We start from the raw sequence: 26,132 nt of genomic DNA, 5'->3' as shown, positions 1-26,132 counted from the left end.
GCTCAGGGCGTGCCGGCGGCGGGATCGTCGACGGCGGGCGCGACGGCCGGAACCGCGCGGCCGGCTTCGGCTTCGACCGCACGGCTGCGGGTGACCGCATCGATGCGACGCAGCACGGATGACGCCATCTCGCGCTGCAGCTCGCGTGACAGCAGCTCGCGCTCGCTCTCCGAGCCGGTGGAATCCTGGGGCAGCGATACGTAGTCACGCGACAGCTCGATCACCTGCTGCGGCACCAGCATGCCGCCGCTGCCGTCGACCAGCGAGAACACCGCCGCGTAACGCAGCGTGTATTCCTGGGCGCGACCGAACTGGTCGACGCTGAGCGGCTGCGACTCCCACTGTTCGGAGTGGATCCGCAGGACGGAGGCGCCGGGGCTGTCGCCGGTCGGCACTTCGATGCCGGCACGCTCCAGCGAGCGCGACAGCGACTGCGCCAGCGCGCTGTAGGGGTCCTGCGCGGTCACCCGCACCCGGTCCAGGTCCGGCGGCAGCGTGAGCGCGTCGCGAAGGTGGAAACCGCAGGCGGGGAGCGCGAGTACCAGCAGCGCCAGTACGAAGCTACGGAGATGGGAACGGGTCATCGGCGGAGTCTGTACGAGGCGGCCAAGCGCGGCAAGCGGGGACGTCGCGTTCATGAAGCCACCACGTTGACGATCTTGCCGGGCACCACGATCACCTTGCGCACCGACAGCCCTTCCAGCATGCGGGCGACGCCGGGCTCGGCGAGCGCGGTGGCCTCGATGACCTCGCGCGCGGCATCGGCGGCGACTTCGATGGTGCCGCGCAGCTTGCCGTTCACTTGCACCGCGAGGGTCAGCGCGTCGCGCACCAGCGCCGCCGGATCGACGACCGGGAACGCGACGTCCTCCAGCACCGTCTCCGCATGGCCGAGGACCTGCCACAGCGCATGGCAGGCGTGCGGCGTCACCGGATTCAGCAGCAGCACCATCGCCGAGAGCGCCTCGTGGCGCACGGCGCGGCCGCCCGGCGACGCGTCGTCGAACTTCGCTACGTGGTTCATGAACTCCATCAGCGCGGCAATCGCGGTATTGAAGCTGTGGCGGCGGCCGTAGTCGTCGCCGACCTTCTGGATGGTCTCGTGCAGCTGGCGCCGCAGGGTGCGCTGCGCGGCCGTGGGTGGCGACACGTCCCCCGCAGGCAAGGGAAGCGTGTCGGCGTGCTTCTGGACCTCGCGCCAGAAGCGCCGCATGAAGCGCGACATGCCCTCCACGCCGGCCTCGTTCCACTCCAGCGAGAGCGTCGGCGGCGAGGCGAACATCGAGAACAGGCGCACGGTGTCCGCGCCGTACTTGTCGACCATCGACTGCGGATCGACGCCGTTGTTCTTCGACTTCGACATCTTCTCGGTGCCGCCGACGGACACCGGCTGCCCGTCGCTGCGCAGGTGCGCGCCCACCACGCGGCCGCGCTCGTCGCGCTCCACCTCGACATCCGCCGGGTTGATCCAGTCGCGCGCGCCGTTGGCGGCCTCGCGGTAATAGGTGTCGGCGACCACCATGCCCTGGGTCAGCAGGTTGACCGCGGGTTCGTCGCTGTCCACCAGGCCCTGGTCACGCAGCAGCTTGTGGAAGAAGCGGAAATACAGCAGGTGCAGGATGGCGTGCTCGATGCCGCCGATGTACTGGTCGACCGGCGTCCAGTACCTGCCGCGCGCATCCACCATGTCGGCGGCGCCCGGCGAGGTGTAGCGGGCGTAGTACCAGCTCGACTCCATGAAGGTGTCGAAGGTGTCGGTTTCGCGCTCGGCCGGCTGGCCGCACGTCGGGCAGCTGGTGCGGCGCCATTCCGGGTTGGACTTGAGCGGCGACTGCACCGTTCCGGAGGCGAAGGCGGCCTCGACATCCTCCGGCAGCACCACCGGCAGCTGGTCCTCGGGCACCGGCACCGCGCCGCAGGCACCGCAGTAGACCACCGGAATCGGGCAGCCCCAGTAGCGCTGGCGGCTGACGCCCCAGTCGCGCAGGCGGAAGTTGACGCGCTTGCGACCGCTGCCTTCGGCTTCGAAGCGCGCCGCCAGCGCCGCGAAGGCGGCGTCGAAATCCATGCCGTCGTAGTCGCCGGAATTCACCAGCGTGCCGCGCTCGGTGTACGCGCCGCGCTGCTCGATGCCGTCCAGGAAATCGCGGACCATCGCCACCGCGGCCGAGGTGTCCCAGGCGTCGACCGAACCGCCGGCCAGCGCCGCCTGGAACGGATCGGCGTCATGGGCGACGTCGCTGGCCACCTCGCGCAGCGCATCGGCCACGCCCGGCGGCACGATCACCGGATGCACGGGCAGTCCATAGGCCTTGGCGAACTCCCAGTCGCGCTGGTCGTGCGCCGGCACCGCCATCACCGCGCCGGTCCCGTAACCCATCAGCACGAAGTTGGCGACGTAGATCGGCACGTCCTCGCCGGTGACCGGATGGATGGCCCACTGACCGGTGGCCATGCCGCGCTTTTCCTGCGCCTCGAGCTCGACTTCCGACACCCCGCCCTGGCGCAGGTCGGCGAGGAACGCGGCCAGCTCGGGATTGCCCTGCGCGGCCTTCAGCGCCAGCGGGTGCTCGCCGGCGATGCTGATGAAGGTCGCGCCCATCAGCGTGTCCGGGCGCGTGGTGTACACCACCAGCGGGGCGTCCTCGCCATCCACGCGGAAGGCGATCTCGAGGCCTTCGCTGCGGCCGATCCAGTTGCGCTGCATGGTCTTGACCGGATCCGGCCAGCCGTCGAGCGTGTCCAGCCCGTCGAGGAGCTCCTGGGCGTAGTCGGTGATGCGCAGGAACCACTGCGGGATCTCGCGCTTCTCGACCACCGCACCCGAGCGCCAGCCGCGGCCGTCGATGACCTGCTCGTTGGCGAGCACGGTCTGGTCGACCGGATCCCAGTTCACCACCGAGTTGCGGCGGTAGGCCAGGCCCTTTTCCATCAGCCGCACGAACATGCGCTGCTCGTGGACGTAGTAGTCGGGATTGCAGGTGGCGAACTCGCGCGACCAGTCGATCGCGTAGCCCAGCGACTTCAGCTGGGTGCGCATGTGGTCGATGTTGGCGTAGGTCCACTTCGCCGGCGCGGTGCGGTTCTTGATCGCGGCGTTCTCGGCCGGCAGCCCGAACGCGTCCCAGCCCATCGGCTGCAGCACGTTGTGGCCGGTCATGCGCTTGTGGCGGCTGATCACGTCGCTGATGGTGTAGTTGCGCACGTGGCCCATGTGCAGCGCACCGGACGGATACGGCAGCATCGCCAGGCAGTAGAACTTCGGCTTGGCGCTGTCCTCGGACACCTCGAACGCGCGCTCCCGCTCCCAGAAGCCCTGCGCCGCCGCCTCGACGGCCTGTGGCTGGTAGCTGGAAGGATCGGGGCTTTCGGAGGTGTTGGACACGTGGCGGGAACCGGCGGGAGGGGGCCCGGAAGCCTACCGCAGCGCACCCCGGGCCGCCATGCGCTTGCCGCTGGCGTACGCGCGGCGATGGCACAATGCCGCAACTCCCGTGCGAGCCCGCCCCGTGCTGCAGGCGTCTGTCTCCAGGCTGCGCCCCTACCGCACACCTGCGTTCGCCCTGGCGCTCGCGCTGCTGGTCGGTGTCTGCCTGGCTACGGTGTTGGGCGTCAGGGGCCTGGTGGAGAGCCGGGACTGGGTGGAACACAGCTACAAGGTGATCGGCGCGCTCGACCAGGTCCAGTCCACGCTCCACGGCGCGGAAGCCGGCGCGCGCGGATACCGCCTTGCCGGGCACCCGGGAATGCTGGCCGAGTACATGGCCAACATGGAAGACAACGAACGCGCGCGCGAAGCGCTGGTCGTCGCTGCCGCGGACAATCCCACGCAGCTGGGCCTGGCCAGGCGCATCGACGCCCTGTCGGAGACGCGGATCGCCGACCTGCAGCGGCTGGTCGACATCCAGCAGCGCGACGGCGCGCCTGCGGCCATCCGCGCCATGCGCCCCGCTGAAAGCGTGGCCGCCCACCAGGTGTTCATTGCCGCCAGCACTGCATTGCGCGCCGAGGAAACGCGCCTGCTGGAGGAGCGACTCGGCACCAGCCGGCGGAACGCCGTCCTGCTGATCAGCTTCGTGGTGCTCGGGCTGGCGGTGTCGCTGGGGCTGATGATCGCGCTGCTGCGCAGCCTGACCGTCGAGAACAGCCGCAGTCGTCACCTCGAGGCGGAGGCGCGCATGGCCATCGCGCGCACCGAGTGCGCGCAGGCGCGCGCCGAACGTCTCGGCGCGCAGCGCCAGAAGCTGGGTGCCTACGCCGGCATGCTGCAGAGCTGCCAGAACCTCGATGAAGCCATGGAGGCCACGGCGTTCACCCTGCGGCAGCTGGTGCCGTGGCTGGGCGGGCGCTGCTACGTGGCCCGGGCGTCGCGCGATTTCCTGGAGACCGCCGCGCACTTCGGCCAGGAAGCGGTCGCGAGTGGCGACCTGATCGCACCCGGCGACTGCTGGGGCATCCGCCGCGGCCAGCCGCACCACGTCGACGGACACAGCGGCGGGCAGCGCTGCGCGCATCTCGACCACACCGGCAGCCTGGCCGGCGTGTCGTCGCTGTGCGTGCCGCTGGTCGCGCAGGGCGACACCCTGGGCATGCTCCACGTCAACGCCCAGGCCAATGGCAACGAGGACGACAACGACGTCGAGATGGTCACCTCGGTCGGCGAGCAGCTGGCCATGGCGATCGCCAACCTGCGCCTGCGTGAAACGCTGCGCGTGCAGTCGCTGCGCGATCCGCTGACCGGCCTGTTCAACCGCCGCTACCTCGAAGAGAATCTGGCGCGCGAACTGCAGCGCTGCGAGCGCCGCAACCTGCCGCTGTCGCTGCTGATGATCGATGTCGACAACTTCAAGCGCTTCAACGACCAGCATGGCCACGCTGCGGGCGATGCCGTGCTGTCGCACGTCGGTCGCACGCTGGAGGCGCTGGTGCGCGGCGAGGACCTTGCGTGCCGCTATGGCGGCGAGGAATTCACCCTGATCCTGCCCGAGGCGGACGCGGCCACCGCGATCACCCGCGCCGAGACCATCCGCCGCACCGTGGCGATGACCACCCTGCTGCACATGGGCCAGACCCTCGGGCCGGTGACGCTCTCGATCGGCGTGGCCAGCTTTCCGGCCGACGGCGCCACGCCGGAAGTGCTGCTCGGCCTGGCGGACGCATCGCTCTATCGCGCCAAGGCCGAAGGGCGCGACCGCGTTGTGCACGCCACCGCCACCAGCTGAGGCCGCACCGCTACCCGGCTTGCCGCGTGCGTCGATCGCCGGTGACGGCCGTCCAGCCCACCCATGCAAGCCAGGCGAACCACGCGGCGAACGCGATGCGCTGCACCAGCGCCGCCGGCATGGCATCGCCCGCCAGCGAGGCAAACACCAGCACCGCGACCCCAGCCGCTGCATGCAGGGCCGCAGTCGCCGGACGGACGCGCGCGCCAGCCAGCGCCAGCAGTGCCGTCGCGGCCACGAAGGCGATTTCCCAGATCGCCCACGCCGCGCCGTGCAGGCGGCTGCGCGCCTGGTCGGGCGCGTCAAGGTCCAGCGGCAGCAGGCCCTGCGCGACGAACGCGAGCGCCGCCAGCAGCGCTAGGGTCCAGCCGAGGCGCGCGGCAAGCGCGGCGTGCCCGGTCAATGCACCACGTGCACGCAGCGCCAGCATCGCGGCCAGCGCCCCGGGAATGACGAACGCAAGCAGATTGAAGCCCAGTGCGTGCGGCACGCCGGTCGCGCCCAGCACCGCGACCGGATGCAGGTGCTGCGCGAAGCCATCCAGCGCCAGGCCGAATCCGCCGAGCGCCAGCGCGAAGCAGGCCGCCGCCACAAGGCCCGCCCAGCGCCAGGCATCGCGCCGCCTTGCATGCGTGTGCAACCTGTTCCGCGCTGTCGCCATGCGCCCATGTGCCTGGTCCGGGGGAGCGGCATCGTCGCCCCGCGCGCTTGCAAACGGCAAGCGCTGGCACAATCTCCTGTCGATCGCCGATTGGATCCCGCCATGTCCCCGCACACCGCTTCGCCCCACGTCTTCGATGCCACCGCCGACAACTTCGAGGCGGAAGTCCTTGAGCGCTCGCTGCGCACGCCGGTCCTGATCGACTTCTGGGCCGAATGGTGCGGCCCGTGCAAGACCGTCGGGCCGATCCTCGAAAAGCTCGCGGCGGACTACAACGGCGCCTTCGTGCTGGCCAAGATCGATGTCGACAGCCAGCAGGAGCTGGCCGGTGCGTTCCAGGTCCGCTCCATCCCCACCATCATCCTGGTCAAGGATGGGCAGCCGGTTGACGGGTTCCCCGGCGCGCTGCCCGAGGGGCAGCTTCGCGAGTTCCTGAAGCAGCACGGCATCGAGCCGGCCGCCGCCGAAGCCGAGGCAGCCGAGGCCGCCCCGCCGCCGCCGCCCGATCCGCATGCCGAGGTCCTGCGCCTGCGCCACGCGAGCGAAGCCGCGCCGGCCGATGACGCGCTGAAGCTCGAGCTCGCACTCGCACTGCTCGCCACCGGGGTCACCCAGGAGGCCAGCCAGCTGCTGGACGCCCTGCCCGCCAATCTCGCCACCGACGACCGTGCGGTGCGTGCACGCGCCAGCCTGGACTTCGCCGCGCTGCTGCGCGATGCGCCGTCGGTCGAGGTGCTGGAGATGGCGATTTCCCGTGACCCCGCCGACCTGCGCGCGCGCCACCTGCTCGGCGCGCAGCACATCGTGGCCGGCCGCCACGAAGCGGCGCTGCAGCAGTTCATGGAAATGCTGCGCCGCGACCGCGCCTTCGACGACGGCCTGCCGCGCAAGGCGCTGATCGAGGCGTTCCGCGTCATCGACGATGACACGCTCGTCGCCCGCTACCGCCGGCAGATGTCGGCGCTGCTGCTGTCCTGACGGCGTGCGCGCGTCCACGCTGCGGTGGGGCATGAACCTGTGGCCGCCGTTCCTGTTCGCCGGGATCCGCATCACCGCGATTTCGGAGGACTTCCGCCATGCGCGCGTGCGCATGCGCCAGCACTGGTTCAACCGCAACTACGTCGGCACGCATTTCGGCGGCAGCCTGTTCGCCATGACCGACCCGTTCTGGATGCTGCTGACCATGCGTTCGCTGGGCCGCGGCTACATGGTCTGGGACCAGGCCGCGGAGATCCGCTTCGTGAAGCCCGGCCGCGGCACCGTCGAGGCGAGCTTCGACCTGGGCGACGACGTGCTCGAGGCGATGCGCACGGCGACCGCCGACGGCGGCAAGCACCTGCAGTGGTTCGACACCCGGGTCCACGACGCCGATGGCGACGTGGTGGCCACGGTGCGCAAGCAGGTCTATGTGCGCCGCAAGCAGGCCGCGAACGGAGGCGCCGGGGCGTGACCCGGGTCGCATCGCGCTTCATGCGCGCCTGACACGCAGCCGGTATCCTCGCTGGTGCCACAGGGGGGCCTGATGTCGCAAGCCAATGATCACGGCGTACATGCGCCGATGCCAATGCCGATGCCGGAGATATCCGGCTATCGACTCACGCGCGTGCTCGGCGCGGGCGGCATGTCCACCGTCTACCTCGGGGAGCAGCGCTCGCTGGGCCGCGAGGTGGCGATCAAGGTCATGCTGCCCGACGCGCTGACCGACGAGGTCAGCCGCCGCCGCTTCGAGAACGAAGCGCGCACCGTTGCCCGCCTGGACCACCCCAACATCGTCGGCATCCACGACGTCGGCAGGACCAGCGAGGGCCTGCCCTACTACTCGATGCCGCACATGGCCCACGGCCACCTCGGCCAGCGCGACCTGCGCGGCAAGGAACCCCAAGTGCGCGCCATCCTGCAGGCGCTGCTGGACGCGCTGCGCCATGCCCACGCACGCGGCATCGTGCATCGCGACGTCAAGGCCGAAAACGTGCTGTTCGACGACACCGACCGGCCGCAGCTGGCCGATTTCGGCATCGCCCTGCGCCGCGGCTACGGGTCACGCGTCACCACCGCGGGCCTGGCCGTGGGCAGTACCGCCTACATGCCGCCGGAGCAGGCGCGCGGTGAAGCGGTGGATGCCCGCGCCGACCTCTACAGCGTTGGCGTGCTGGCCTGGGAGATGCTGGTCGGGTCGCTGCCGTACAACGCGCCCGATGCCCTGTCGATGGCGGTCATGCACGTCCAGGACCCGATCCCCCGCCTGCCGCGCCAACTGCGCCACTGGCAGGGGTTCATCGACCGCGCCCTGTCGAAATCGCCGGATCGGCGCTTCAGCGATGCCACACAGATGCTCGCCGCGCTGGACAAGGTGGTCGAGCGCAGCGGGCGCGGACCTGCGGACGTCGGCCATGAGCTGGGCAAGCGCCTGCGCGCGCTGCCCGCCATGGTCTGGCTGGTCGCGGGGCTGGTCGTCGCCGCGGGGATCGGCCTGGCCACGCGCGAGAGCGGCGGGCAGCAGGCGTTCTATCGCGCCGGCGACAACGGCGATGCCGCGGCGATCTCCGCGACGGCGGGCATCGGCCCCCTCGCCACGGGCATCGACGCCGCGAACCGGAATGCCATGCCCGGCAACCCCGACGACGCGCTGCTGCGCGCGGCCCCCGAGTCCGACGCCGAAACCTGGCTGGTCGCGGCGGACCGACAGCTGCGCGAACACAAACTCACCGCGCCCGCCGGCGACAACGCCTACACCAGTGTCCTCAACGCCTGGCAGGCCGACAGCGGCCACCTCAAGATCGCCGCCTCCGCGGATGCGCTGATCGCCGCGCTCGCCCGCGAGGCCGAGCGCGAGATCCTCGGCGGCGACGATGCAGGTGCCCGCCGCAGCGTCATGCAGGCGACCCAGCTGGCGTCGCGCACCGCGCGTTCCGACGGCCCGGCGCTGGTGGCCCTGCGTGAACGCGCGCGCAAGGCCATTTCGACCCGTGTCGACTCCGCAGCTTCCGACTACGACCGCACTGCCGCGCTGGCGGCCGTGGAGTCAGGCCGCCGGATGGGCCTTGAGGCGCGTGCACTGGCGGCGCTCGACACGCGCGCGCGCAAGATCCCGCTGGCCGGCGAGCGGATCGAAGGCGGAAGCATTGATACGGTCCTGGTGCAGCAGGGCGGGATGCGCCTGGCGGCGATGCGCCGTGCGGTCAGCCGCGCCGACTACACCGAATTCGCGTCGGCGACCGGCCGCGAACCGGCGCGCTGCCGCGAGCGGGCCTCGCTGCTGCGCGTGATGGCGCCGCGCAACTGGCGCAGCCCCGGATTCGACCAGGGCGCGGGCGACGCTGTTGTCTGCGTGTCCTGGGACGACGCATCCGCGTATGCCCACTGGATCGGCAAGCGCGACGGCCGTTCGTACCGCCTGCCCACCTCATCGGAATGGCGACGCCTGCCCGCGACCGCGGGGGGATCGCGCGCGGTCGCCGAGTGGAACGTCGATTGCAGCGGCAGCTGCGAGTACCGCGTGACCAGCGGCGGCAGCTGGCGGGAGGATGCCGGCGACAGGCGCGAGGGTGGCCGCGGCTACGACGACGTCGGATTCCGGCTCGTCCGCGACCTTTGACCGCGGCGGAAATACGGGCCCACAAATGAAAACGCCACCGGGCGGCTGCCCGGTGGCGTCGAAGCGGTTGCCTCGGCGTGAATCAGGCGCGCGTGTCGCGCCTGCCCGCACCCGGGCCGCGGCCGCGGCTGCCGGGGACCTGCGGTCCGGCGTGCGGCTGCGCACTGCGCGGCTGCGCCTTGCCATGGCCACGATGCGCCGAGGGCCGCGCCGGACGCTGGTCGCCCGCCGGGCGCCCGCCACGGCCACCGTTCGGCGGCCTCGGCGCGTCGAGGCGGATCGGGCGGCTCGGCTCGAAGCCGGGCACCACCACCATCTCGATCTCGGCCTTCAGCATCTTCTGGATGTCACGCAGCAGCGCGCCCTCTTCGGGTGACACCAGCGACAGCGCCTCGCCCGTCGCGCCGGCGCGGCCGGTGCGGCCGATGCGGTGCACGTAGTCCTCGGCCACCATCGGCAGGTCGTGGTTGATCACCAGCGGCAGGTTCGGGATGTCCAGGCCGCGGGCGGCGACGTCGGTCGCCACCAGGATGCGGGCACGTCCGGACTTGAACGCGTCGAGCGCCTTCTGCCGCTGCGCCTGGCTCTTGTTGCCATGGATCGCCACCGACGGCAGGCCGGACTTCTCCAGCTGTTCGGCCAGGCGATTGCAGCCGTGCTTGGTCTTGCCGAAGATCAGCACCTGCTCGGTGTGGCGCTTGGACAGGATGTCGACCAGCAGGTCGCGCTTGGCGGCCGAGTCGACCGGGTGGGCGCGGTGCACGATGGTGTCGGCAATGGTGTTCTGCGCGGCCACCTCGACCTGGCGCGGATCACGCATGAATTCCAGCGCCAGCGCCTTGATGCGCGCCTCGAACGTGGCCGAGAACAGCAGCGTCTGGCGCTCCTTGGGCACGCGCGCAAGCACGCGCTTGATCGACGGCAGGAAGCCCATGTCGAGCATGCGGTCGGCTTCGTCGAGGATCAGCATCTCGACCGCGTCGAGCTTGGCGTGGCCGGACTGCATGTGGTCCAGCAGGCGACCCGGGCAGGCGACGAGGATGTCCACGCCGCGGCGCAGGTTGTCGATCTGCGGCTGCATGCCGGCGCCACCGAAGATCGTGGTGACGTTGAGCTTCATGTGGTGGCCGTATTCCTTGATGCTCTCGGCCACCTGCACCGCGAGCTCGCGGGTCGGCACCAGCACCAGCGCGCGCGGCTTGCGCGGGCCACGGGCGGGGGTTTCCTTGCCCAGGCGCTGCAGCAGCGGCAGGCCGAAGGCGGCGGTCTTGCCGGTGCCGGTCTGGGCCGCGCCGAGCACGTCATGGCCGGCGAGGATCAGCGGGATGGCCTGTTCCTGGATCGGGGTGGGCTGGGTGTAGCCGCTGGCGGCAAGCGCGCGCAGCAGGCCTTGCGAGAGCCCAAGGCTCTCGAAAGTCCGGATATCGGACGTCATGGAACAACTCCTGGTTCGACAGTTCGCCCGGCGATTTCCGTGATCCGCGCGGCGGGCAATCAATTTTTGACGGCGACCGGAGGGACCGGGCCGTGTCTGCGCTACGAAAGACGTGCGGGAGTAAAAGAGGCCGTGGTGTCGCCCTGGGGCGGCCGCGGCTTGGCAATGACCGGAGATACGGACTGCCGTGCGCCAACCCGGGCATCATACGGCATGAATGCGCTGTCCGTGGCAGGCGGCGGCGCGGACAGCCTGTCCGGTTCATGGCACGACGCCGGCGCGGCGCGCGCGCATACTCGGCCGACCCGCCTCCGGACGCCACACGCGCGCTGAACCGATGCCGCTGGACGCCGCCACCGACACCTCGCAACTCGTCCCCGTGGTGGCGCTGCTCGGCGCGGCGGTGATCGCCGTGCCGCTGTTCCGCCGGTTCGGACTGGGCTCGGTACTGGGCTACCTGGCGGCGGGCATGGTGATCGGCCCGTTCGGGTTCGGCTGGTTCGTGAGGCCCGCGGCGATCCTGCACGTCGCCGAACTCGGCGTGGTGATGTTCCTGTTCGTGGTCGGCCTGGAGATGCGCCCCTCGCACCTGTGGAGCCTGCGCCGGCAGATCTTCGGGCTCGGGCCGCTGCAGATCGCGAGCTGTGCCGCCGCGCTGGCCGGCGTCGGCCTGCTGCTCGGGCTGCCCACGCCGGTGGCGTTGATCGGCGCGGCCGGCTTCGTGCTGACGTCCACCGCGATCGTGATGCAGGTGCTCGCCGAGCGCGGCGACATCGCCACCCCGCGCGGGCAGAAAATGGTGTCGATCCTGCTGTTCGAGGACCTGCTGATCGTGCCCCTGCTGGCGCTGGTGGCGTTCATGTCGCCGCTGCCCGAGGCCGCTGGCGGCGCTTCGCGGCTGGCATCGGTGGCCATGGCGGTCGCCGCGCTGGTCGCCCTGGTGGTCGCCGGGCTGTACCTGCTCAACCCGCTGTTCCGCCTGCTGGCGGCGTCGCGTGCGCGCGAACTGATGACCGCAGCCGCCCTGCTGGTGGTGCTGGGCGCGGCGCTGCTGATGGAGATGGGCGGGCTGTCGATGGCCATGGGCGCGTTCCTGGCGGGCGTGCTGCTGTCGGAGTCCACCTTCCGCCACGAGCTCGAGGCCGACATCGAGCCGTTCCGCGGCCTGCTGCTCGGCCTGTTCTTCCTCGCCGTGGGCATGTCGCTCGACCTGGCGGCGGTGGCCGCGGACTGGCGCCTGGTGGCGCTCGCGGTGCCGGCGATGATGCTGGCCAAGGCGCTGTGCATCTACCTTGTGGCTCGGTTCATGCGCAGCAGCCACGCCAACGCCCTGGACCGCGCCGTGCTGATGGCGCAGGGCGGCGAGTTCGCGTTCGTGCTGTTCGCCGCCGGCGAATCCGCCGGGATCATCGGCGGCGGCGCCAACGACAGCCTGACTGCGATCGTGGTCCTGTCGATGGCCCTCACCCCGCTCGCGGTGCTGCTGGTCCGGCGCGGGACGCGGGCCGCGAACGCGTCGCTGGACGGCATCGATGCCGCCTCCGGCCAGAGCGGCAGCGTGCTGATCATCGGCTTCGGCCGCTTCGGGCAGGTGGTCAGCCAGTCGCTGCTGGCGCGCGACATCGACGTGACCATCATCGACAGCGACGTCGACATGATCCGCAACGCGGCGGGCTTCGGCTTCAAGGTCTACTACGGCGATGGCACCCGCCTCGACGTGCTGCGTGCCTCGGGCGCCGGCAGCGCGCGCGCGATCGCGGTCTGCGTCGACGACCAGGGCGCGGCCGACCGCATCGCCGCGCTGGCGCGCAACGCGTTCCCGCAGGCGCGCCTGCTGGTGCGCGCCTACGACCGCGTGCACGCCCTGCAGCTCGCCATCGCGGGCGTCGACTATTCGGTGCGCGAGACCTTTGAATCCGCGGTGCAGTTCGGCGAGGCGGCGCTGCGCCAGCTCGACGTGGATCCGGCCGAGGCGGCGCGCGTCACCGCCGAAGTCCGCCGCCTCGAGGCCGAGCGCTTCCAGCTGGAGCTCTCGGCCGGCATCGGCGCCGGCATCGGCATGATGCGCACCAACACCGGCGCCGGGCCCAAGCCCACGCCGCTCACCACACCGCGCCGCCAGGCGCAGGTGCTGAACCCGGAGGGCGAGGCGGGCCCAGGCGCGCAGGCACCCGAGGCCGAGGAGACCGATGGCGCGCCCACGCCATGACCTCCGACACCCTTTCCGCCACGCCGGCGAGGCGTAAAGTTGCGCGTCGGCCCGGATAGGGGCCGCGCCCTTTCCCATGCCCAGTCGGGCGGAGCACACCGTGAGCCACAAGTCCAAATCCACGCCCCAGATCCTGCTGCTGTCGCTGGCGGTCACCGTCGCGCTCGCCGCGTGCCAGCGCGAGGCGGCCGCCCCGGTCGCAACCACCGCAACCCCCGACGCCGCGCCGGCGCCCGCCGCGCTGACGCTCGATGAATCCAAGCTTCCCGGTGTCAACAGCTTCAAGGCCTCGGACCTTGATCCGTCGGTCGAGGCCTGCGTCGACTTCGGCGGGCACGTCAACGGCACCTGGCTTGCCGCCAACCCGATCCCGGGCGACCGCACCTCGTGGGGCGCGTTCGAGATGCTCGACGAACGCTCGCAGGCCGTGCAGCGCCAGCTGGCCGAGCAGGCCGCGGCCATGCCCGGCGCCGGCGGCGTGGAGGCCATCGTCGGCAACTTCTGGTCCACCGGCATGGACGCGGAGAAAATCAACGCCCAGGGCATCGCCCCGATCCAGGGCGAGCTGGATGCGATCGCCGCGCTCGACAGCCAGGACAAGATCGTCGGCTACCTGCGCACCAGCGCGGCCAAGGGCCAGAACACCCTGTTCGGCTTCGGGGCCGAGGCGGACTTCAAGAAGTCCGACATGAACATGGCCTACGCCATGCAGGGCGGCCTGGGCCTCCCGGACCGTGGCTATTACTTCGACGCCGACAAGAAGGACAAGCTCGACGCCTACCAGCAGCACATCGCCAAGGTGCTGGAGCTGTCAGGCGTTGCCGCCGCCGATGCGCAGGCCCAGGCGAAGGACGTGATCGCGTTTGAAACCCGCCTCGCCAAGCCGTCCAAGTCGAGCGAGGAGATGTCGCGCGACGTGTCGCTGTACTACAACCCGGTGAGCATCGCCGACGCCGACAAGCTGACCCCGAACTTCCCGTGGGCGCCGTTCTTCGAGTCGCAGGGCGTGGCCACGCCGGCGACGTTCTCGCTGGCGATCCCGGCGTTCCACGCCGAGATCAGCAAGATGCTGGCCGACGTGCCGCCGGCGCAGTGGCAGGCCTACCTGCGCTTCCACGCGGTCGACGGCGCGTCGCCCTACCTGTCCGACGCGTTCGCGCAGGAACACTTCAACTTCTACAGCCAGGTGCTGCGCGGCCAGAAGGAAATGAAGGAGCGCGGCAAGCGCGTGCTCGATGTCATCGAGACGCAGGCCGGCGAGGCGCTGGGCCAGATGTACGTGAAGGTGGCGTTCCCGGCCGAATCCAAGGCGCAGATGGAGACCCTGGTCAAGAACCTGAGCGACGCGCTGAAGCTGCGCATCGAGAACCTGGCCTGGATGTCGGACGAGACCAAGGCCAAGGCCATGGAGAAGTGGGCCAGCTTCACGCCCAAGATCGGCTACCCGGACAAGTGGCGTGACTGGAACGGCCTGACCACCGGCCGCGACAGCTACATCGGCAACGTGCTGGCCGCCAACGAGTTCAACTACAAGTGGAACCTGTCCAAGATCGGCAAGCCCGTGGACAAGACCGAATGGGGCATGCCGCCGCAGATGGTCAACGCCTACTACAACCCGCTGCAGAACGAGATCGTGTTCCCGGCGGCGATCCTGCAGCCGCCGTTCTTCGACCCGGCGGCGCCGGCGGAGATGAACTACGGCGGCATCGGCGCGGTGATCGGCCACGAGATGATCCACGGCTATGACGACCAGGGCAGCCGCTTCGGTCCCACCGGCAACTTCGAGAACTGGTGGAGCGAGGCGGATGCCAGCGGCTTCAAGAAGCTCACCGACCAGCTCGTGGCGCAGTTCGACGGCTACGAGGCGGTGCCGGGCAAGAAGGTCAACGGCAAGCTGACGCTCGGCGAGAACATTGCCGACCTCGGCGGCCTGGCGGTGGCCTACGACGCGATGAAGAAGGCGACCGACGGCACGACCGATGCCGGCACCGATGGCCTGACGCGCGACCAGCGCTTCTTCGCCAACTGGGCCACGGTGTGGCGCCGCAACTTCACCGACCAGGAGCTGGCGGTGCGCCTGAACACCGACCCGCATGCGCCGGCCAACTTCCGCGCCATCGGTGCGCCGTCGAACCTTGGTTCGTTCGCCGCCGCGTACTCGTGCAAGCCGGGCCAGCCGATGGTGCGCAGCGGCAAGGACCAGGTCGTCATCTGGTAAGCGCCTGACGCGAGCAATGCGTGAAGGAAGGCCCGGCAAACGCCGGGCCTTCCGCGTTTGCGGGGCTGCGAGCGGAGTTCATGGCCTGCCCTGCACGGCTTGGTAGACTGCCGCGATCCCACTGCTGGACCTTCAGATGCCGAAGCACAAGCCGCTCGTCCTTGCCCTCGCCGCCAGCCTGCTGCTTGGCCTCGCCGCCCCCGACGCCGACGCACAGCGCCGCCGCGCCGCCAAGGCGCCGGCCGGCCCGACCGCCTGCGGTGATTTCTACGCCTTCACCAACAAGGACTGGCTGGCCGCCACGCCGGTGCCGGCGACCGGCACGATCTCGGCCTTCGGCGAACTGCAGCAGCGCGTGCTCGAGCAGCAGCGCGAACTGCTGTCGACCGCGATGACCGCACCGCAGGGCAACGTGCAGAAGCTGCTCGGCGATTTCTGGGCCAGCGGGCTGGACGAAGCCGCGGTGGAAGCCGATGGCGCCAACCCGATCGCACCGCTGCTCGACCGCATCAACGGCATCAAGCGCGCCAAGGACATCCCGCCGTCGATCGCCGCGCTGCACCAGGTGGGGATCCCGGTGGCGTTCAACTTCAGCGCCGACGTCGACCTGGCCGATCTCGAGCGCCACGTCGGCTACTTCGCGCAGGGCGGCACCGGCCTGCCCGACCCGGCCTATTACACCCGCGAGGACGCCGACGCGCGCGCGCTGCTCGGCCGCTACAACAACTACGTGCAGAAGATCCTCGCCCTCACCGGCACCGCCGAGAAGGACCTGGCCGCCGAAGCGCAGCAGGTGATCGACCTGGAGACCCGCATCGCGCGCGCCTCCAGGCCCATCCCCTCGCTGCGCGATCCGCGCCGGAACTACGCGCTGGTCGCCACCGACACGCTCGGCAAGAGCTACAAGCGCCTGCAGCTGGATGCCTTCCTGACCGCCCAGGGCGTCACCGACGACAGCGTGTCGATCGCCAACCCCGAGCTGTTCGCGGCGCTTGACGGCCTGGTCGGCAGCCTGAAGCCGGCGCAGTGGAAGACCTACCTGCGCTTCCAGGTCGGCGACGCCATGGCGCCGTACCTGTCGAAGGGGTTCCGCGACGCCGAATTCGACTTCCGCGGCCGCGTGCTGCGCGGCGAGACCCAGCAGCCCAGCCGCGAGCTGCTCACGCTGGCGGCGATCAACCACGCCGCCGGACAGATGGTGGCGCGCGAGTACGTCGGCCGCTACCTGCCCGAGGCCAGCCGCACGCGTGCCGAAACCATTGCCGGCGAAGTCCGCGATGCCCTCGTCCGCTCGCTCGACCGCAACGCCTGGATGGACGACGCCACCAAGGCCGAGGCCGGCAAGAAGCTCGCTGCGCTCAAGATCGAAGTCGGTGCGCCGCGTCGCGACGTCGACTACACCGTGCAGCCGATGGGCCGTGGCAGCTTCGGCGGCAACATGCTGATCGCGTCCACCTGGCACCACCGCGAGGAAATGAAGCGCATCGGTCGCGGCAACGCCCAGCGCCGCTGGGGGGTGCAGCCGCACCAACCCGCGCTGGCCTACGACGCTGCCCACAACCGGCTGGTCATTTCCGCCGCCGTGCTGCAGGCACCGGTGCTGGACATGTCCCGTGACGGCGCCGCGCATTACGGCACCTTGGGCGCCCTGGTGGCGCATGAGTTGAGCCACGCGATCGACGGCAAGGGCCGCATGCTCGACGCCTCCGGCACCGTGCGCGACTGGTGGACGCCCGGCACCAACGCCGCGTGGAGCGACCGCCTCAACCGCCTGTCGGCGCAGTACGGTGCTTACGACGTCCCCAACCTCGCAGGCCGCAAGGTCAACGCCACGCTGACCCGCGACGAGAATGCCGCCGACCTGGCCGCGGTCGAGCTGGCCTGGGATGCGCTGCAGCACGCGCAGCCGGCGCTGGAAAAGGACGGCAGGCAGGCGTTCTACGCCGCATGGGCCGGGCTGTGGCGCCAGCAGCCGTCGGCCGCCTTCGCCGAACAGCAGGCGGCCAGCGAATCGCATGCGCCGGGCAAGTGGCGCGCCAACGGTCCGCTGGCCAACCAGCCGGCCTTCAGCGAGCTGTTCGCCTGCAAGGCCGGCGACGCCATGCGCCGCAAGGACGAGGAACGGGTCTCGCTCTGGCGCTGACCGCGCCAGCCACGCGACGGGTATTCAGAACCGTCGCGTGGGCGCGCGCCGCTTGAACGGCGGCTGGCCGCGCCAGTTGCGGATCAGCAGCCAGCCGAACAGCATGCCGCCGAGGTGCGCGAAATGCGCCACCCCGGACTGCGTGCCGGTGATGCCCATCAGCAGTTCGATCGCGCCGTAGACCAGCACCAGCGTGCGTGCCTTCATCGGGATCGGCGGGATCAGCAGCATCACCCGCTGGTTCGGGAACAGCATGCCGTAGGCCAGCAGCAGCCCGAACACGCCGCCCGACGCGCCCACCGTGGGGAACGCGCCACTGCCCTGCGACACCGCCCAGCTCACCACCCCGAGCTGGCACAGCCCCGCGCCCGCCACGCACACCAGGAAGTAGGTCAGGAAGCGCTTCTGGCCCCAGGTGTATTCGAGCTGTGCGCCGAACATCACCAGCGCCAGCATGTTGAACAGCAGGTGCGCCAGGTTGCCGTGCAGGAAGCCATAGGTCAGCAGCTGCCAGGGCTGGAACGTGTGCGCGCCGGCCATCAGGTCGAAGGCATTGGTGCCCAGCGGCCACAGCATCAGCGGTGCGAACGCCACGCTGCCCAGCACCGACTGCAGCAGGAACACACCGGCGTTGGCGATCAACAGCCCCTTGGTGACGGGCGGCAGGTTGTTGAGCATTCCCGATCCTTGCACGGACAGACTCCATGATAACGGTTGCGCACACGCGATCCGGTCGTGGCGCTCACGCCGGGCCCCAGATGTCGGCGTCGAGCGAGCGTGCCGCGCGCGGCATGCGCACCCTGCCCTCCACTACCGCGACGCCTTCGGCGCGCAAGCGCCTCGCCTGCTCGATCCACTGCGCGGAGTCGCGCGGGAACGCGATACGCCCGTCGCTGCGCAGCACGCGATGCCAGGGCAGGCGCGGATCGTCGTTGCCGGCCAGCACGCGCGCAGCGAGCCGCGCACGCCCCGGCAGGCCAGCGCGGCGCGCCACCTCGCCATATCCCGCCACCTCGCCCGCGGGGATCGCGCGCACGGCGGCAAGGATCAGTTCGGCAGCGGTCGGCGCGTCCATTGCGCTAGCATAGCCAGCACGTCCTTCCCCCGGTCCCCGCCATGCAGAACTTCGAACAGGTCCGCCGCCACGTTGCCGGCAACGGGTTCAAGGTGACCATGCAGGAGCCCTACGTGCTCTGCGTGGAGCTGTCGCTCGACGCCGGCCGTCGCCACCAGGCGATCTTCCTTTCCGAACTGCACGACGACGATGGCCGCTGCTACCTGCGCGCCAGCACCGCCGTCGCACCGATCACCGGCATCGATGCGCGCCGCGCGCTGTCCTTCAACTGGGGCACGCGCGTCGGCTACCTCGCGATCGGCGAACTCGACGGCGTGCCCTACCTGCAGCTGTGCGAGAACCGCCCGTACGAGAGCCTGGACGCGGCCGAGCTCGGCCGCCTGGTGCTGGAGATCGGCGGCATGGGCGACCGCCTGGAGCGCGCGCTCGGCGCCGACGGCGACCTGCTCTGACAGACCGCCGGGTGCCGGCGGTCACGCCCCTCAGGCAAACAGCTTGAACAGCAGGTAGGCGATGCCACCCGACATCGGGATGGTCAGGATCCACGCCCACAGCATCTTGTGCACCACCGACCACTTGATGGCATTGAGCCGCTTGGCGGTGCCCACGCCCATGATCGCCGACGAGATGTTGTGCGTGGTCGACACCGGGATGCCCAGCGACGACGCCGCCAGGATCACCGAGGCCGCGCTGGTCTCGGCCGCGAAGCCGTGGATCGGGTGCAGCTTGACCAGCTTGTGGCCCAGCGTCTTGATGATCCGCCAGCCGCCCGCAGCGGTGCCCGCGGCCATCACCAGCGCGCAGCTGATCTTGATCCAGGTGTCGATGTCACCCTCTGCCAGCGCCGCGTCCGAGGGGTGCAGGAAGGCCAGCCACGCGGGCAGCGAATCCAGGGTGCCGGCCGACTGCGCACTGACCAGCGCCAGGGCGATGATGCCCATGGTCTTCTGCGCATCGTTCATGCCGTGCGCGAAGCCCATGCCGGCGGCGCTGACGATCTGCGCCTTGCCGAAGAAGCCGTTCACCCAGCGCGGCCGGGCGATGCGCGCCAGCCAGCCGCCACTGCGCGCCATCATGGATATGGTGAAGAACAGCACCCCCATCAACAGGAAGCCCGCCGCGAACCCCAGCACCGGCGAACTCACCATCGGCACGATCACCTTCCACAGCACGCCGGCGCTCTGGTAGAGCGGCTCCGCCGGCTGCGACCAGATGATGCTGTCGAAATTGTTGGAGGCCGCGGCCAGTGCTGCGCCCATCAGCCCGCCGATAAGCGCGTGCGACGACGACGACGGCAGGCCCCACCACCATGTGATCAGGTTCCAGACGATGCCGCCGAGCAGCGCGCACAGGATCAGCTGCGAACCGACGTCGACCACGCCGGCGTCGATCAGCCCCGAGGAGATGGTCTTGGCGACCGCGGTGCCGGCGAGCGCGCCGATCAGGTTCATGCCCGCCGCCATGCCGACCGCCTGCATCGGCGACAGCACCTTGGTGGCGACCACGGTGGCGATCGAGTTGGCGGTGTCGTGGAAGCCGTTGATGTACTCGAACGCGAGCGCCACCACGACCACGGTCATCACGAGGGCGAGCATGGCGCGGCCTCAGCTGTTCTTCAGCACGATGCCGAACGCGACCACGCCGGCCTCGCGGCAGCGGTCGATGGCTTTCTCGAGGATCTCGAAGAACTCCTTGAGCAGGAACATCTGCCGCGCATCGAGCTTGCCGGAGTAGATGTCGCGGTACAGCTCGAGCATCAGCCGGTCGGCCTCGTTCTCCAGCGCGCGCAGCTCGTCGTTGAGCGACTTCATCGGCTCGAGCTTCAGGTGGCGCAGCTGCTGGACCATCTTCAGCACCACGACGGCGGCCTGCTCCAGCATCGCCGCGCGCGGCGCGAAGTCGATGTGCTCCAGGTGCTGGGTGGCCATCGAGTAGCGGTCGGCGAACTTCTCGATCTGCTTGGGAATCTTGTACAGCGCCGAACCCAGCGCCTCGATGTCCTCTCGCTCGATCGGGGTGATGAAGCTGTCCACCAGCGCCTGGCTGATCTTTTCAGAGGCTTCGCGCTCGCGCAGGCGGGCCAGCTTGAAGGCATCCAGGGCCGGCTGCCGGTCGGCTTCCTTCAACATCTGGTGCAGGGCGCGGGCCGCGTCCAGGGCGGCTTTTGCCGCTTCCTCGAGCAGCGTGTAGAACTGGTTGCCTTGGCCGAACATGGTCTGCAGGGAAAACATGGCGCGCTGCCTCGTCGCAGTCGAATGGGATACACCCGGCGTCGCGGGCGGCGAATTATGACTGTTTAAAGACCGTTGCGCCCGGCATTTCCCGTGTCGGGCTGCTGTCGTCGCGCCTGTTATGATCGCCCCGCGCACCGCGCGCCCCCTCCCCCGGAACCCGATGGAAAGCGAATCCAGACCGCCGCAGCGCCGCCAGGCCCCCGTGCCTGCCGCGCTGCCGACACGCCACGGGGGCCCGCGCCCCGCCGCTTGCCGACGACAGGATCCGCCGCCGTGCTCCAACTCCTGATCGTCATGGCGCTGATCGCGCTGAACGGCTTCTTCGCGATGTCGGAGATGGCGCTGGTCACCGCACGCACGTCACGGCTGCGGCAGCTGTCCGAGACCAGCCGCGGCGCACGCGCCGCGCTCAAGCTGGCCGAGCACCCCGACAACCTGCTGTCCACGGTGCAGATCGGCATCACCCTGATCGGCGTGCTCACCGGCGTGTTCGGCGGGGAAGCGATCGGGCAGATGATCGCCAGCTGGCTTGCCGACGTGTTCCCGACGGCCAGCGAGTACGCGCGCCCGATCGGCATCGGGACGGCGGTCGGGCTGATCACCGCCGGCTCGGTCATCTTCGGCGAGCTGATCCCCAAGCGCCTGGCGCTGACCAATGCGGAGGGCATTTCGATCGCGGTGGCGCTGCCGTTGCAGGCGCTGGCAACCGCCGCCAAGCCGGTGGTGGCCACGCTGGGCGCGATCAACCGCCTGGTGCTGCGCGTGCTGGGCATCCGCGACGACAACCGCAACGCGATCTCGGAAGAGGAGATCCGCATGCTGGTCAGCGAAGGCCACGAGCAGGGCGTGATCGACGCCGACGAGCGCAACATGATGAACCGCGTGCTGCGGCTCGGCGACCGTTTCGCGGAGAGCCTGATGACGCCGCGCACCCGCATCGCCTGGCTCGATGCCGCCAAGAGCTTCGAGGACAACCTGGCGATCATGCGCGCCACCCCGTTCTCGCGTTACCCGGTGTATCGCCGCGACGACAGCGACGTGGTCGGCGTGCTGGAGGTCAAGTCACTGATCGACCGCATCGACACGGGCGAGTTCGACCTGTTCAAGGACATGCGCGAACCGCTGTTCGTGTCCGAGTCCACGCCGGCGCTGAAGCTGGTGGAGATCCTGCGCGAGGGCCAGCAGTCGCTGGCACTGGTGGTGGACGAGTACGGCGACGTCACCGGCATCATCAGCGTCAACGACGTGCTCGAAGCCGTCATCGGCCGCACCTCCAGCGGCGAAGGTGCCGACTCGCACCCGCTGGTGGTCGAGCGCGAGGACGGCTCGTGGCTGGTCGATGGCGCGCTCGGCGCCGACTCGCTGCGCGAACTGCTGGGCGGAGGGCCGCTGCCCAACGAGGACGAACACGACTACAACACCGCAGCCGGCATGACCATCGCCCACTTCGGGCGCATCCCCAACGCGGGCGAACATTTCGAATGGGGTGTGTGGCGCATGGAGGTGGTCGACCTCGATGGCCCGCGCGTGGACAAGCTCCTGCTGCAGCGCACCGACGCCGCCAGTCCGGTCGGCGATGGCTGACCACGACGGCACGGGGCGCAGGACGCACGCGAAGCCGCCACAGGCCAGCGTGCGCACCCTCCTTGCGACACTGGTGGCCGGGCCGGAAGACGAGGCGCTGCCGCTGCGCACGCTTCTTGATGGCCTTGGCCGCAGCATGTTCGGGATGCTGCTGTTCATCGCCACGCTGCCGGCGTTCCTGCCCATTCCCGGCCTGGCCGGCGCGCTCAGCGGGCCGCTGGTGAGCCTGGTCGGGCTGCAGCTCCTGCTTGGCCTGCGTCGCCCCTGGCTGCCCGGCTTCGTTGCCAGGCGCGGTCCCAGGCGCGGCACCCTGGCGCGCTTCGAGCACAGGATCTCGCCCTGGCTGGCGCGCCTCGAACATCTGGTCCGGCCGCGCCTGGCGGGACTGATCGACCATCGCGCGGCCACCATGTTCACCGGCGTGCTGCTGGTGCTGCTGGGCGTGCTGCTGGCGTTGCCGATTCCGTTCACCAACTACGTGTTCGGCGTGTTGCTGCTGGCGTACGCGCTGGCGCTGCTGGAACGCGATGGCGTGCTGCTGCTGGTGTCGTGGGGCGCCGGCCTGGCGGCCATCGTGATCTTCGGCGTGACCGGCGGCACGCTCGCGGCATTGGCCACGGAATGGATCGACCGGCTCTTCTGACGCCTCAGGCCAGCAGGCGGCGGAAGTCGTGCACCGTCATCGGATAGCCCAGCCAGTAGCCCTGCGCAAGATCGCAGCCGCGCTCGCGCAGCACGTTGAACTGGCCTTCCTTTTCGACGCCCTCGGCGACCACGGTGATGCCGAGCGAGTGCGCCATGGCGATGATCGCGGTGGTGAGCGCCAGGTCGTCCGGATCGCGCAGTACGTCGGCGATGAAGCTGCGGTCGATCTTCACGCCATCCACCGGCACCCGCCGCAGGTGGCTCAGGCCGGAGAAGCCGGTGCCGAAATCGTCAAGCCAGACCTTCACCCCGGCGGTGCGCAGCCGTGACAGCAGGCTGCTGACCCGCAGTTCGTCGCCGATCACCGCGGTCTCGGTCAGTTCGACGTGCAGGCAGCCGGCTGGCAGGCCGGTTTCCTCCAGCACCCGCTCGACCTGTCCGGCGAGGTCGCCGGTGCGCAGCTGCCGCGCCGATACGTTGACCGAGACGAACAGCTCTTGGCCCGGGAAGTCACGTCGCCAGCGCACCGCGTCCTGGCAGGCCGCGCGCAGCACCTGCGGGCCGATGACCTCGATCAGTCCGCTCTGCTCGGCGACGTCGATGAACACCGACGGGGCAACCATGCCGTGCTCCGGATGGTGCCAGCGCAGCAGCGCTTCGGCGCCGACCAGCCTGGTGTCCTCGAGCCGGAACACGGGCTGGTAGGCGATGCTCAGCTCACCGCGCTCCCACGCGCCGCGCAGGTCCTGTTCCATGCGCACGCGGCGCTCGACCGCCTGGTCCATCGCGCGGCTGTAGAAGCGGTAGCAGTTCTTGCCGGCCACCTTGGCCTGGTACATCGCGATGTCGCCGTTCTTCATCAGCATGCTGGCGCCGACCGCGTCGTCGGGGAACAGGGTGATGCCGATCGACGTCCCCAGGAACACCTGACGGCCGCGCACCAGGATCGGACGGCTCAGCTCCGCCACCAGCGTCTCCGCCAGCCGGCTGGCCGCGGTGCGGATGCCGCCCGGGGCCAGCGCATCGGATTCGATCAGCACCACGAACTCGTCGCCGCCGAAACGCGCGAGGTGCGCGCCCGCGCCGCCGTGGCGCTCCACCGCCTCCTGGATGCGCGTCGAGAACTGCACCAGCACCTCGTCGCCGGCGTCGTGGCCGAGGGTGTCGTTGATGCGCTTGAAGTCGTCGATGTCGGCGAACAGCAGCGCCAGCTGGCGACTGGCGCCGTGCAGCTCCATCAACCGGCGATCGAGCACCTCGCGGAACGCCAGCCGGTTCGACAGCCCGGTCAGCGCATCGGTGTAGGCCATGCGCCGCATCTCGCGGTCATGGCGCACGATGCTGTCGCCCATGCGCCCGAAGGCGCGCATCAGGTCGCCGAGCTCGTCGCGCCGACCATCCCTGGGGATGGCTGCGGCGAAATTGCCGGCTTCGATCTCGCGCGCGGCGTCGGCCAGCTGCCTGATCGGGCGCACCAGCGTGCGCTGCAACAGGAAGCTGATACCGCCGCCGAACACGACCAGCGCCGCCATCAACGCGGCGATCCAGCCGGCATGGCGGCGCCCGATCTCGCTCAGCCGCGCGCTCATGCCCTGCACCGCGCGCGCTTCGTCCTTGGCCACCGACGCCACCGAATAACCGATGCGCAAGCCACCGAGGCGCTGGTCGCCAAGCCGCACCGGCGTCGACACATCGAGGACGCTGTCGCTGGACTGCACGTGCGGACCGGTGCCGGCGATGGCCTCGTAGGCAAGCGCGTCGTCCATCACCTGACCGAACGTGGCGATGTCGCCCGATCCATCGTGGATCACCGCGCCCGTGTTGTCGTAGACCACGGCATAGGCGACATCGGGCTGTTTCATCACCGCGCGCAGCAGCGCGCCGATCTGGTCCAGGTCGAAGTAGTACAGCGGGTTGACCAGGCTCGCCGCCAGCTGCACCACGGCGGCCTCTCCGCGTTCGGCCAGCCGGTCGAAGGCCAGCGCGTGCATCGACTCCTCGCTCAGCGCCAGCACCTCCTGGCGCATCACGTCCTGGCGATGAAGGACCAGTGCGACCACACCCAGCACGACCAGCAGCGCAACCACCACCGCGGCCAGGAAGCGTGCATGCAACCCGTCGCGCAGCCTCATTCGATCTTCGCCCCGACACGCGACACGCCGGCACGCAGCAGGTCGAGCGAACGCGCGGTCGCGGCGTCCATCGGCAGGAACCGGGTGGTGTTGAAGAAGCGCAGCAGTGCCTCGCTGGCATCCGGATCGTTCGCTGCGGCGGCCAGCACCTCGCGCAGGCGTGCCTTGACCGCAGGATCCATGTCGCCGCGGGCCATCTCCAGCGCGCGCGGGAACTCGGGGGTGACATGGAACACCACCAGGTCGCCCCGGTAGCTGGCCGGCATGCGCTGCGCGCTGTCCCAGTCGAGATTGCTGAGCGCGCCGGCATCGACCAGCCGCTTGTGCACCCAGGTGGCGATGTTGAGCTCCGAGCGCGCGAACAGGTAGCCCACCGAGCCTTGCGCCGGGCGATCGCCCGGCGACAGCAGGATCTCCATGGGCAGGCCGCGACTGATGAGCTCCATGGCCGGCAGGTAGTAGGCGCTGGTGGAGTTCAGGTTCTGGAAGGCGATGCTGCGCCCGCGCAGGTCGTCAAGGCTGTCGATGCCGCTGTCGCGGCGCGCGAAGAACACGGTGCGGTAGCTGCTCACGCCGCTGCGCTCGGTGAGCAGCAGCGGCTCCGCGCCGGCGCGCGTCTGCAGCTGCAGGGCGCTGGCCGTGGTCTCGGTGACCCAGTCGACGCGCCCACGGCGCAGGTAGCTCTCCATCTGCTTCAGGTCGCGCGCCATCAGGATGCGCCCCTCGCGGATGCCCACATCCGCCATCCGCGGCACCACGTAATCAAGCAGCGGCTTGAGCTGGTCGTAGTGCGCGGCGGGGTCGTCGCTGATGCGTCCCAGGACCAGCACGCCGGCATCGCTCGCCGCCGCCGTGTGCAGCAACGCGAGGAAGCACAGGACCATCGCGGCTGGCAGGTGGCGCAGTCGGCGGAACATCGCGGTCAAATGAGGCTCGCGTCACAGTGGCGGTGCAGCCTGGCAGCCTAGCGGAAATCACC

Annotated in this window: 20 protein-coding genes; 10 read left to right on the top strand and 10 right to left on the bottom strand. The window is 70.1% G+C overall.

The annotated features are described in order from the left end of the window. Positions 1-2: 2 nt before the first annotated feature. Together lptE and leuS are read right to left on the bottom strand one after the other, a co-directional pair. The gene (lptE, locus tag JGR64_RS06105) at positions 3-584 is read right to left on the bottom strand and encodes an LPS assembly lipoprotein LptE (protein ID WP_199372510.1); all 582 of its coding nucleotides are present in this window, start codon (positions 582-584) and stop codon (positions 3-5) included. Positions 585-634: 50 nt separating this feature from the next. Next, positions 635-3,385 carry a leucine--tRNA ligase gene (gene leuS / locus JGR64_RS06100; RefSeq protein ID WP_199372509.1) on the bottom strand — a complete coding sequence of 917 codons (2,751 nt, stop codon included), beginning with the start codon at positions 3,383-3,385 and terminating at the stop codon, positions 635-637. Positions 3,386-3,509: 124 nt separating this feature from the next. On the opposite strand from leuS, the gene JGR64_RS06095 reads away from it, so the two are divergent. After that, entirely contained in the window at positions 3,510-5,222 is a 1,713-nt protein-coding gene (locus tag JGR64_RS06095) for a diguanylate cyclase (protein ID WP_234447010.1), read from the top strand. 10 nt (positions 5,223-5,232) lie between these two features. Here JGR64_RS06095 and JGR64_RS06090 read toward each other — a convergent pair whose 3' ends face one another. Beyond that, entirely contained in the window at positions 5,233-5,883 is a 651-nt protein-coding gene (locus JGR64_RS06090; RefSeq protein WP_199372507.1) for a DUF998 domain-containing protein, read from the bottom strand. A gap of 102 nt (positions 5,884-5,985) precedes the next feature. Between JGR64_RS06090 and trxA the strand changes: the two genes are divergently transcribed. From trxA to JGR64_RS06075, 3 genes are all read left to right on the top strand, one after another. After that, positions 5,986-6,861 carry a thioredoxin gene (trxA, locus tag JGR64_RS06085; RefSeq protein ID WP_199372506.1) on the top strand — a complete coding sequence of 292 codons (876 nt, stop codon included), beginning with the start codon at positions 5,986-5,988 and terminating at the stop codon, positions 6,859-6,861. Between the two features lie 4 nt (positions 6,862-6,865). Beyond that, positions 6,866-7,333, top strand: coding sequence for a DUF4442 domain-containing protein (locus JGR64_RS06080; protein ID WP_199372505.1), 468 nt, complete (start codon positions 6,866-6,868; stop codon positions 7,331-7,333). A 72-nt stretch (positions 7,334-7,405) separates the two neighbouring features. Beyond that, complete coding sequence (locus JGR64_RS06075; protein ID WP_199372504.1) at positions 7,406-9,478, top strand: bifunctional serine/threonine-protein kinase/formylglycine-generating enzyme family protein; 2,073 nt, start codon at positions 7,406-7,408, stop codon at positions 9,476-9,478. Between the two features lie 82 nt (positions 9,479-9,560). Here JGR64_RS06075 and JGR64_RS06070 read toward each other — a convergent pair whose 3' ends face one another. Further along, positions 9,561-10,913: a DEAD/DEAH box helicase gene (locus JGR64_RS06070; protein WP_199372503.1), complete on the bottom strand. Its 1,353-nt coding sequence runs from the start codon at positions 10,911-10,913 to the stop codon at positions 9,561-9,563. A gap of 337 nt (positions 10,914-11,250) precedes the next feature. Here JGR64_RS06070 and JGR64_RS06065 point away from each other — a divergent pair, with 337 nt between their 5' ends. From JGR64_RS06065 to JGR64_RS06055, 3 genes are all read left to right on the top strand, one after another. Continuing rightward, a complete protein-coding gene (locus JGR64_RS06065; RefSeq protein WP_199372502.1) occupies positions 11,251-13,122 on the top strand; it encodes a monovalent cation:proton antiporter-2 (CPA2) family protein in 1,872 nt (623 codons plus the stop codon). A 133-nt stretch (positions 13,123-13,255) separates the two neighbouring features. Beyond that, a complete protein-coding gene (locus JGR64_RS06060) occupies positions 13,256-15,340 on the top strand; it encodes a M13-type metalloendopeptidase (protein ID WP_199373204.1) in 2,085 nt (694 codons plus the stop codon). Positions 15,341-15,476: 136 nt separating this feature from the next. Beyond that, a complete protein-coding gene (locus tag JGR64_RS06055; RefSeq protein ID WP_199372501.1) occupies positions 15,477-17,483 on the top strand; it encodes a M13 family metallopeptidase in 2,007 nt (668 codons plus the stop codon). A gap of 24 nt (positions 17,484-17,507) precedes the next feature. On the opposite strand, the gene JGR64_RS06050 is transcribed toward JGR64_RS06055, so the two are convergent. Together JGR64_RS06050 and JGR64_RS06045 are read right to left on the bottom strand one after the other, a co-directional pair. Further along, the gene (locus JGR64_RS06050; RefSeq protein ID WP_199372500.1) at positions 17,508-18,161 is read right to left on the bottom strand and encodes a rhomboid family intramembrane serine protease; all 654 of its coding nucleotides are present in this window, start codon (positions 18,159-18,161) and stop codon (positions 17,508-17,510) included. 64 nt (positions 18,162-18,225) lie between these two features. Next, positions 18,226-18,558, bottom strand: coding sequence for an MGMT family protein (locus JGR64_RS06045; protein ID WP_199372499.1), 333 nt, complete (start codon positions 18,556-18,558; stop codon positions 18,226-18,228). Between the two features lie 41 nt (positions 18,559-18,599). On the opposite strand from JGR64_RS06045, the gene JGR64_RS06040 reads away from it, so the two are divergent. Then, positions 18,600-19,010 carry a hypothetical protein gene (locus tag JGR64_RS06040; RefSeq protein WP_182821513.1) on the top strand — a complete coding sequence of 137 codons (411 nt, stop codon included), beginning with the start codon at positions 18,600-18,602 and terminating at the stop codon, positions 19,008-19,010. A 30-nt stretch (positions 19,011-19,040) separates the two neighbouring features. Here JGR64_RS06040 and JGR64_RS06035 read toward each other — a convergent pair whose 3' ends face one another. Continuing rightward, entirely contained in the window at positions 19,041-20,153 is a 1,113-nt protein-coding gene (locus JGR64_RS06035; RefSeq protein ID WP_199372498.1) for an inorganic phosphate transporter, read from the bottom strand. A gap of 9 nt (positions 20,154-20,162) precedes the next feature. After that, positions 20,163-20,789 carry a DUF47 family protein gene (locus JGR64_RS06030; protein WP_199372497.1) on the bottom strand — a complete coding sequence of 209 codons (627 nt, stop codon included), beginning with the start codon at positions 20,787-20,789 and terminating at the stop codon, positions 20,163-20,165. A 276-nt stretch (positions 20,790-21,065) separates the two neighbouring features. Here JGR64_RS06030 and JGR64_RS06025 point away from each other — a divergent pair, with 276 nt between their 5' ends. Both JGR64_RS06025 and JGR64_RS06020 read left to right on the top strand, forming a co-directional pair. After that, complete coding sequence (locus JGR64_RS06025; RefSeq protein WP_199372496.1) at positions 21,066-22,376, top strand: hemolysin family protein; 1,311 nt, start codon at positions 21,066-21,068, stop codon at positions 22,374-22,376. Then, a complete protein-coding gene (locus JGR64_RS06020) occupies positions 22,369-23,019 on the top strand; it encodes an exopolysaccharide biosynthesis protein (protein WP_199372495.1) in 651 nt (216 codons plus the stop codon). The genes JGR64_RS06025 and JGR64_RS06020 overlap by 8 nt, the downstream gene beginning before the upstream one ends. Positions 23,020-23,023: 4 nt before the next feature. Here JGR64_RS06020 and JGR64_RS06015 read toward each other — a convergent pair whose 3' ends face one another. Then, positions 23,024-25,153: a GGDEF domain-containing phosphodiesterase gene (locus tag JGR64_RS06015; RefSeq protein ID WP_199372494.1), complete on the bottom strand. Its 2,130-nt coding sequence runs from the start codon at positions 25,151-25,153 to the stop codon at positions 23,024-23,026. Next, positions 25,150-26,070 (bottom strand): phosphate/phosphite/phosphonate ABC transporter substrate-binding protein, encoded by a 921-nt coding sequence (locus tag JGR64_RS06010; RefSeq protein WP_199373203.1) that lies wholly within the window; start codon positions 26,068-26,070, stop codon positions 25,150-25,152. Before JGR64_RS06010 ends, JGR64_RS06015 begins: the two co-directional genes overlap by 4 nt. Between the last annotated feature and the right edge of the window lie 62 nt (positions 26,071-26,132).

Source organism: Luteimonas sp. MC1572, from assembly GCF_016615815.1.
In the GTDB taxonomy this organism is placed as follows: Bacteria; Pseudomonadota; Gammaproteobacteria; order Xanthomonadales; family Xanthomonadaceae; genus Luteimonas.
Note: the sequence above shows the minus strand (reverse complement) of the source record. Positions and strands in the feature narration are given on the sequence as shown.